At 78.3% G+C, this 632-nt stretch carries 1 protein-coding gene; it reads right to left on the bottom strand.

Going from position 1 to position 632, the window contains the following annotated elements; genetic code table 11:
* Positions 1-285 (bottom strand): hypothetical protein (locus ACUN9U_RS18270; protein ID WP_445486422.1); only part of this gene is annotated, 285 nt, incomplete at its 3' end.
* Positions 286-632 lie beyond the last annotated feature (347 nt).

Here is a 632-nt window from a genome sequence, read left to right as displayed (position 1 = left end):
ATCGACGGCCGCCTGGTCAGCGACCGCCCGACCCTTCAGCTCCTCGCCGGTCAGCGCCGGGCGGCCTACGGCGGCGCGGGCAGCGTCCTCGTCGGCTCGCTGGTCGGCCAGGGCCTGCTCGCGGGCGGCGCTCTCACGCTCCAGCGCCGACAGGTAGGACGTCGTGCGCACGCTGGAGAGCTCCTCCAGCAGCCAGGTCCCCGCACCGGCGGGCAGCGCCCCGGCGGCCATCGCGGCTGCCACGTCGCGGTGGGAGCCGAGCGCGGCCAGGCCGCGTTCGACCATCGCCTCCCCCGCACTGCTGCCGATCCCGAGGCGGGCGCACAGCTCCGTCGGGGCGGTGGAGCGCACCCGGGTGGCCCACGGACGCCCCTTCCCGTCAGCGGCCGAGGCGGCGCGCGCCTGCGCGAGGTCGGCTTCGGCCTCGGACTGGCGGCGGGTAGCGAAGACCCCGGCGAGCAGGTCGCGGTGAGCGGCCAGCGCGGAGATCTGCCGCTCACACGCCGCGACGGCCTCGACCAGCTCGGCGTCCGAGACGGCTGCCTCAAGGGCAGCCGCCCCACCAGCTGCACCGGCCGCCGCGCCATCCGCCGCGCTGCCACCCGCACCGCCCGCCGCACCGCCCGCCGCAC

The sequence above is a fragment of the Quadrisphaera sp. KR29 genome, from assembly GCF_052644995.1.
The sequence above is the reverse complement of the archived record's forward strand: the minus strand, read 5'-3'. Positions and strand labels throughout refer to the sequence as shown.